The sequence below is a fragment of the Sodalis sp. (in: enterobacteria) genome, from assembly GCF_051710625.1.
Classification (GTDB): domain Bacteria; phylum Pseudomonadota; class Gammaproteobacteria; order Enterobacterales; family Enterobacteriaceae; genus JBPESN01.
The window spans coordinates 1-6985 of record NZ_JBPESN010000098.1 but is presented as its reverse complement, the minus strand read 5'-3'; the positions used below and the strand labels follow the sequence as shown (position 1 = coordinate 6985).

Genomic DNA, 6985 nt, shown 5'->3' with positions numbered 1-6985 from the left:
AACCCAGAGAGGCTTCCGGATGGGGCGCTGGCTCGCAGGCAGGCTCATGAAAGAGCTGGGGCTGGTCAGTTGTCAGCAGCCGACGCACAGGTATAAGCGTGGCGGTCAGGAGCATGTTGCGATCCCGGATTATCTTGAGCGCCAGTTCGCTGTAACGGAGCCAAACCAGATATGGTGCGGCGATATGACGTATATCTGGACCGGGAAACGCTGGGCATAGCTTGCGGTTGTTCTTGACCTGTTCGCGAGGAAACCGGTGGGCTGGGCTATGTCGTTCTTCCCGGACAGCAGACTGACCATCAAAGCACTGGAAATGGCATGGGAAATACGTGGTAAACTAGCCGGAGTGATGTTCCACAGCGATCAGGGTAGCCACTATACGGGCAGGCAGTTCCAACAGTTGCTGTGGCGTTACCAGAATCAAACAAAGCATGAGTCGGCGGGGTAACTGCTGGGATAATAGTCCGATGGAGCGCTTCTTCAGAAGTCTGAAAAACGAGCGGAGAGCGGTAACGGGCTACATAAGCTTCAGCGAAGCAGCTCATGAAATTACCGACTATATCGTGGGATATTACAACGCACTCAGGCCGCATGAATATAACGGTGGGTTGCCACCAAACAAATCAGAAAATAGACACTGGAAAAACGCTAACGCGGTGGCTAGTTTTAGTTGACCACTACAAGTTCGCCGCGGCACGACATGATGTTACGCTGGCTGCGAATGCATTCAAACACCACCACCAGTACCAGCCTCAACCACACCAGTCCGTAATTTTCCGGCCAGGGCGAGAGTAAAATCAGCATAATCAGGATCCCGTAAAACGCCAGCGAGCAAAGCTGAGTGCGCCAGGAGACCTGGATATCACATCGCCAAAGGGCCACGGGCTTTGTTTCGCGTCTGAATCAGGGTAATAACCTGCCGCAGCTCGCCGTCGTCCGGCTGGCCGTGGTTCATCAGCCAATTGAACAAATCGGGATCGTCGCACTCCAGCAGCCGGACAAAGCGCTGCTTGTCCTGGTCATCCAGGGCGTCAAAATCGTGTTCAAAGAACGGCATAATGGCGATATCCAGCTCACGCATGCCACGGCGGCAGGCCCAGTGGATTTGAGCTTTGTTGGTGATATCCATCTAAAAATTTCCCCTTATAACCGCTACGCTTGCAGCTAGTTTACCCCGTTTTACCCGGGGCATGAGACAAAACGACACATTTCGCTACATTCTGCGCTATTTATTTCATACCGGGCACGTATCGCTAAACTCGCAGGCAAGATCTACTTGCAAACCCCTCGCGGCCTTTTACCATTAGGCTATTGTCAGACTACTGATAGGACTGTCCCATGTCATCTCAAGTTCCTTTTCCGCCGCGTTTGCCGGCGCCCTCAAGCTATCTGCCGCTGACGCTTATTTCTCTGGAGGATTGGGCATTGATCACGCTTAACGGCGCGGACACCGTAAAATACCTGCAGGGGCAGTTGACCTGCGATGTTGCCTCACTGGACGCCGATCGCTTCAGTTTCGCCGCCCATTGCGATGCCAAAGGCAAAATGTTCAGCCATCTGTGCGTGTTTCATCACCACGAGGGGATGGCGTTTATCGAACGACGCAGCGTGCGCGACAGCCAGCTCGCCGAACTGAAAAAATACGCTGTGTTTTCCAAAACGACCATCGCCGCCGACCATGACGCGGTTTTACTGGGCGTGGCGGGTTTTCAGGCGCAGGCGGCGCTGGGCGGACTCTTTACCAGCGTGCCCGATGCGCCTCAGCCGGTGGCGCACCATCAGGACACGACGTTGCTGTATTTCAGTCTGCCGGCGCCGCGCTTTTTGTTGATAACGACGCCGGCCGTGTGCGACGCCTTGCAGCACAAGCTGGAAGGCCAGGCCCAGCTCAACGACAGCCAGCAATGGCTGGCGCTGGATATCGAGGCGGGCTATCCGGTTATCGACAGCGCCAACGGCACGCAGTTTATCCCGCAGGCGGCCAATGTACAGGCGCTGGACGGCATCAGCTTTAACAAAGGCTGTTACGCGGGCCAGGAGATGGTGGCGCGCGCCAAGTATCGCGGCACTAACAAACGCGCCCTGTACTGGCTGGCGGGCAAAGCCAGCCATCCTCCCGCCGCCGGTGACGATTTGGAACTCAAGATGGGCGACAATTGGCGGCGGACCGGTACGGTGCTGGCGGCCTGTCAGTTGGAGGACGGCAGCGTTTGGGTGCAGGCGGTGTTGAATAACGACCTGGCGCCCGACAGCCTGCTGCGCGTGCGCGCCGACAGCGCCGGCGCGTTGTCCGTGCAGCCGCTACCGTACGCTATCGGCGAGTAAGCGACGCGCGCCAGTGTCAACGGGACAGGGCCAACAGACCCGCCCAGCCGCCGCAGGCTGTCGCTTGAAAACTGCCCCGGGGATCCGGGCGCGGTGCCAGGCCCGCTTTCCGTCCGCGAGGCATAGCGACGAACTGCCGCGGTTCAAGTGACAAACAGATAAACCGCCAGAAAGTGGCAAACGGTTCCCCCCAATACAAAGCCATGCCATATCGCATGGTTGAACGGTATTTGTTCCCAAACGTAGAAAATCACCCCCAGCGAGTAAATCACGCCACCGGCGGCCAGCAGCGCGACACCGCCGGCGGGCAACCGTTGTACCAGCTGATAAATGACCACCAGCGACAGCCAGCCCATGGTCAGATAGGTAATGATGGAGATGGCACGAAAGCGATGCGCAAACGCCAATTTGAACATAATGCCGACCGCCGCCATCAGCCAGATGACCACCATCAGCCATTTGGCCAGCGGCGAGGCCAGTCCTATCAGCAAAAACGGCGTATAAGTACCGGCGATTAACAGATAAATCGCGCAATGGTCCACCTTCTTCAGCCAGCGTTTGGCCGGCGGATGGGGAATGGCATGATACAACGTCGACGCCAGATAGAGCAGAATCATACTACCGCCATAAAGGCTGTAGCTGGTCAGCGCGAGGGTGTTGGCGCCCGCCTCCCCTGCCTGATTAAGCATCAGCACCAGGCCGACAATACCAAAGATCACCCCCACGCCGTGGCTAACGCTATTGGCAATTTCTTCCGCCAGAGAATAGCTTTTGGCTAATGATTTGTTTCCCATGAATTTTCTGACCTCTGCTTAAAGATATTTTCGTCCGTGGGCATGCAGTGTATAGGGTAATCGAGAGGCAATTGAGTGTACATGTGTACGCTGAAAATAAACGGTGAAGAATTGTAAAACCGCGCTGTCCAAGGCGAAGCTATACCAGTCGAGTTCGTGCGCGAATTGGCCTACACTAGGCCGTTCAATTAGATTATGCCGGGGAACCTGATGGCTGTAACCTCTTCCATGCTGGCATTCGGTGAACTGACCGATATCGTCGCTTTTCTCATCGAAATCGATAAGCTTAAAAACATACAACGCCGTACCAAAGTACTCAATACCCAGCGGCAGGAAAACACCGCGGAGCACAGCCGGCACTTTACGGTCGCGGCAATGACGCTCGCTCCCTATGCCGATGACGGGGTGGATATGACCCGCGCGACGCAAATGGCGTTAATCCACGATATCGTCGAGATCGACGCCGGTGACGTACTGGTCTACGACCTCGCGGGGCGCGAAGTGGTGCATGCGCTGGAGGCAAAAGCGGCTTAGCGGCTGTTTGGGCTGCTGCCCAACGCCGCAGTGGCGCCAGTTTCATGAATTGTGGCTGGAATATGAGGCGGGAGAAACCCCCAGCGCCCGTTTCGCCCTGATGATCGACCGACTGATGCCGGTACTGATAAATCTGCATAACCAGGGGCAGAGCTAGGTGGAGAACGGCATCACTCTCGATCAGGTGCTAACGCTCAACGCCTTTATCGCCGAGGTGTATCCGGCGCTGTGGGCGCATCTCAGCCAACATTTGCAGCAGGCACAGCAAAGAGGGCTGGCTGAAGTAGCGGCCGGGCCGGGCCGGAGAGGGAGCACCGTTAACGGTTGGCGGGTGTCATGACGTCGGCGCCATCAGCATTCATCACCCACGGCCGGCGCCCGAGCGGTGGTTACCGCCTGAATGCCGGCCGTCCTGCGCGTGAGGCCGCTACGCGGCCATGACGCTTACTGATAATCGCTCAATGGCACGCAGGAGCAAAACAAGTTGCGGTCGCCATAAACATCGTCCAGCCGTTTCACCGCCGGCTGGTATTTATCGCCATATCCGGCCGGGAACGCCGCGATCTGACGATCGTACGGATGGCACCACTCGCCGGCCTGACGCCGTCCGCCACCTGCTGGATTTCGGCGCGGATCGCCAGCATTGCGTCAATGAAGCGATCAAGCTCCAGCTGGCTTTCCGATTCGGTCGGCTCGACCATCAGCGTGCCGGCTACCGGGAAAGACACGGTCGGCGCGTGGAAACCGTAGTCGATTAGGCGTTTGGCGATATTCATTTCGCTAATGCCGGTGGCCTCTTTCAGCGGCCGGATATCCAGGATACATTCGTGGGCTACGCGGCCGTGACGGCCGGTATACAGCACAGGATAGGCCTGCTGCAACCGGGTGGCGATATAATTGGCGTTAAGAATGGCCACATGCCTGGCTTGTTTCAACCCTTCCGCGCCCATCATACGAATATACATCCAGCTGATGGGTAAGATCGACGCGCTGCCGAACGGCGCTGCGCTGACCACTTCCTGACGGGTAAGCACACCATCGAGCTCCACCCGGAACGAACGGGGCCAGGTGCGCTTTCACTCCGATGGAACCCATGCCCGGACCGCCCCCGTGGGGGATGCAGAAGGTTTTATGCAGGTTGAGATGCGACACATCGGCGCCGATATACCCTGGCGATGTAATCCCCACCTGCGCATTCATGTTGGCGCCATCCAGATAGACCTGGCCGCCGTACTGATGCACTATCTGGCACACTTCACGAATGGTTTCTTCATAGACTCCGTGGGTCGAGGGATAGGTCACCATGATGCACGATAGCTGCTCGCCGGCCTGTTCGGCTTTGGCGCGCAAATCGTACAAATTGATATTACCATTCTTGTCGCAAGCCACCACGGTAACCGACATGCCGGCCATCTGTGCCGACGCCAGATTGGTGCCATCGGCGGAGCTGGGAATCAGACAGATATGACGCTCGCCCTGATTGCGGCTCTAATGATAACGACGAATGGCCAGCAGGCCGACATATTCGCCCTGGGCGCCGGAGTTTGGCTGCATGCACAGGGCATCGTAGCCGGTCAGTTGGATAAGCCAGCGCGACAGCTGGGCTATCATCTGCTGATACCCCGCCGCCTGTTCAGGGGGGCAGAAAAAATGCAGCTCGGCAAACTCCGGTTAGGTAATAGGGATCATCTCGGCGGCGGCGTTGAGCTTCATCGTGCAGGAGCCGAGGGGGATCATCGTCTGATTCAGCGCCAGATCCTTGCGCGCCAGCCGATGCATATAGCGCATCATTTCCGTTTAGCTATGCTAGCGGTTGAACACCTCGTGCGTCAGGATAGGCGTGGCGCGCAGCAATTCCGGCGGGATCACCTCTCGTCGCAGCCGGCATCCAGCGCGTCGATAGCCAAGGTGCCCGTCGTCCCCGTCACCACCTGCCAGAGGATTTGCACATCTTCGCGCACGGTCGTTTCGTCAAGGGTGATGCCCACCGCGCGGTGAATGTCGCTGCGCAAATTGATCCCGGCGGCGTCGGCGCGCGCCAGCACGCCCGCTTTATCGACCACCTCGACAGTCAGGGTATCGAACCAGCGATCGTGCCTGAGCGTCAGGCTGGCGGCGCGCAGCCCCTGCGCCAGAATCGTTGTCAGCTGGTGAATACGCCCGGCAATGTTAAGCCCCTGCGGACCGTGATAGACGGCATACAGGTCGGCGATATTGGCCAGCAATACCTGCGACGTACAAATGTTCGAGTTACGCCTTCTCGCGGCGTAATGTGCTGCTCGCGCGTTTGCATCGCCATGCGCAAAGCCGTATCACCGGCGGCGTCGCGGGAAACACCGATAATTCGGCCCGGCATGGCGCGTTTCATTTCATCACGGGCGGCGAAAAACGCCGCGTGCGGGCCACCGTACCCCATCGGCACCCCGAAGCGTTGCGACGAGCCGAATACCACATCGGCGCCCTGCTCCCCGAGAGCCGCCAGCAGCACCAGCGAGAGCATATCTGCCGCCACGCAGCTGATGATTTTGCGGTGCGTCAGTTCAGCCATCAGGGCGCGATAGTCGTGTAGTTCGCCGGTGGTGCCTACCTACTGCAACAGCACGCCAAACGGATCGGGACGCTCCAGCGCCGCCTGTGCCTTATCGATGACCAGTTCAAAGCCAAAGGTACCGGCGCGGGTGTGCAGGACATCCAGGGTTTGCGGATGCACGTCGTCGGCGACAAAAAAGTGGTTGGCCTGCTTCAGTTTACTGGCGCGTTTGGCGAGCGCCATTGCTTCAGCCGCCGCGGTGGCTTCATCCAGCAGCGAGGCCGAGGCGATGTTGTAGTGGTCAACTAAAACTGGCCACTGCGTTAGCGTTTTTCCAGTGTCTATTTTCTGATTCGTTTGGTGGCAACCCACCGTTATATTCATGCGGCCTGAGTACGTTGTAATATCCCACGATATAGTCGGTAATTTCATGAGCTGCTTCGCTGAAGCTGTTTGTAGCACGTTACCGGTATCCACTCGTTTTTCAGACTTCTGAAGAAGCGCTCCATCAAACTGTTATCCCGACAGTTACCCCGCCGACTCATGCTTTGTTTGATCCGGTAACGCCACAGCAACTGTCGGAACTGCCTGCCCGTATAGTGGCTACCCTGATCGCTGTGGAACATCACTCCGGCTGGTTTACCACGCGTTTCCCATGCCATTTCCAGTGCTTTGATGGTCAGTCTGCTGTCCGGGAAGAACGACATAGCCCAGCCCACCGGTTTCCTCGCGAACAGATCAAGAACAACCGCAAGGTATGCCCAGCGTTTCCCGGTCCAGATATACGTCACATCGCCGCACC

The 6985-nt window shown here is 57.6% G+C and carries 3 protein-coding genes and 5 pseudogenes; 3 read left to right on the top strand and 5 right to left on the bottom strand.

The window, feature by feature from the left end; genetic code table 11:
* Nucleotides 1–674 (top strand): annotated as a pseudogene (locus tag ACTBDU_RS15545) (IS3 family transposase); the annotation flags it as partial.
* Nucleotides 675–681: 7 nt separating this feature from the next.
* On the opposite strand, the pseudogene ACTBDU_RS15540 reads toward ACTBDU_RS15545, so the two are convergent.
* Nucleotides 682–882 (bottom strand): annotated as a pseudogene (locus ACTBDU_RS15540) (protein YgfX); the annotation flags it as partial.
* Nucleotides 863–1129 carry an FAD assembly factor SdhE gene (sdhE, locus tag ACTBDU_RS15535; protein ID WP_438807093.1) on the bottom strand — a complete coding sequence of 89 codons (267 nt, stop codon included), beginning with the start codon at nt 1127–1129 and terminating at the stop codon, nt 863–865. The pseudogene ACTBDU_RS15540 and the gene sdhE, both read right to left, overlap by 20 nt.
* Before the next feature lie 209 nt (nt 1130–1338).
* Between sdhE and ygfZ the strand changes: the two genes are divergently transcribed.
* The gene (gene ygfZ / locus ACTBDU_RS15530) at nt 1339–2325 is read left to right on the top strand and encodes a tRNA-modifying protein YgfZ (RefSeq protein ID WP_438807092.1); all 987 of its coding nucleotides are present in this window, start codon (nt 1339–1341) and stop codon (nt 2323–2325) included.
* A gap of 143 nt (nt 2326–2468) precedes the next feature.
* Here ygfZ and trhA read toward each other — a convergent pair whose 3' ends face one another.
* Nucleotides 2469–3119 (bottom strand): PAQR family membrane homeostasis protein TrhA, encoded by a 651-nt coding sequence (gene trhA, locus ACTBDU_RS15525; RefSeq protein ID WP_438807091.1) that lies wholly within the window; start codon nt 3117–3119, stop codon nt 2469–2471.
* 210 nt (nt 3120–3329) lie between these two features.
* Between trhA and ACTBDU_RS15520 the strand changes: the two are divergent.
* Nucleotides 3330–3993: pseudogene (locus ACTBDU_RS15520) on the top strand (HD domain-containing protein).
* Between the two features lie 104 nt (nt 3994–4097).
* Here the strand turns inward: ACTBDU_RS15520 and gcvP are convergent.
* Nucleotides 4098–6477: pseudogene (gene gcvP / locus ACTBDU_RS15515) on the bottom strand (aminomethyl-transferring glycine dehydrogenase); the annotation flags it as partial.
* 7 nt (nt 6478–6484) lie between these two features.
* A pseudogene (locus tag ACTBDU_RS15510) lies at nt 6485–6985 on the bottom strand (IS3 family transposase); the annotation flags it as partial.

Excerpts from the sequence above, each read along its gene's own strand:
- ygfZ (WP_438807092.1), top strand. The coding sequence starts at position 1,339 with ATGTCATCTCAAGTTCCTTTTCCGCCGCGTTTGCCGGCGCCCTCAAGC.
- trhA (WP_438807091.1), bottom strand. The coding sequence starts at position 3,119 with ATGGGAAACAAATCATTAGCCAAAAGCTATTCTCTGGCGGAAGAAATT.
- sdhE (WP_438807093.1), bottom strand. The coding sequence starts at position 1,129 with ATGGATATCACCAACAAAGCTCAAATCCACTGGGCCTGCCGCCGTGGC.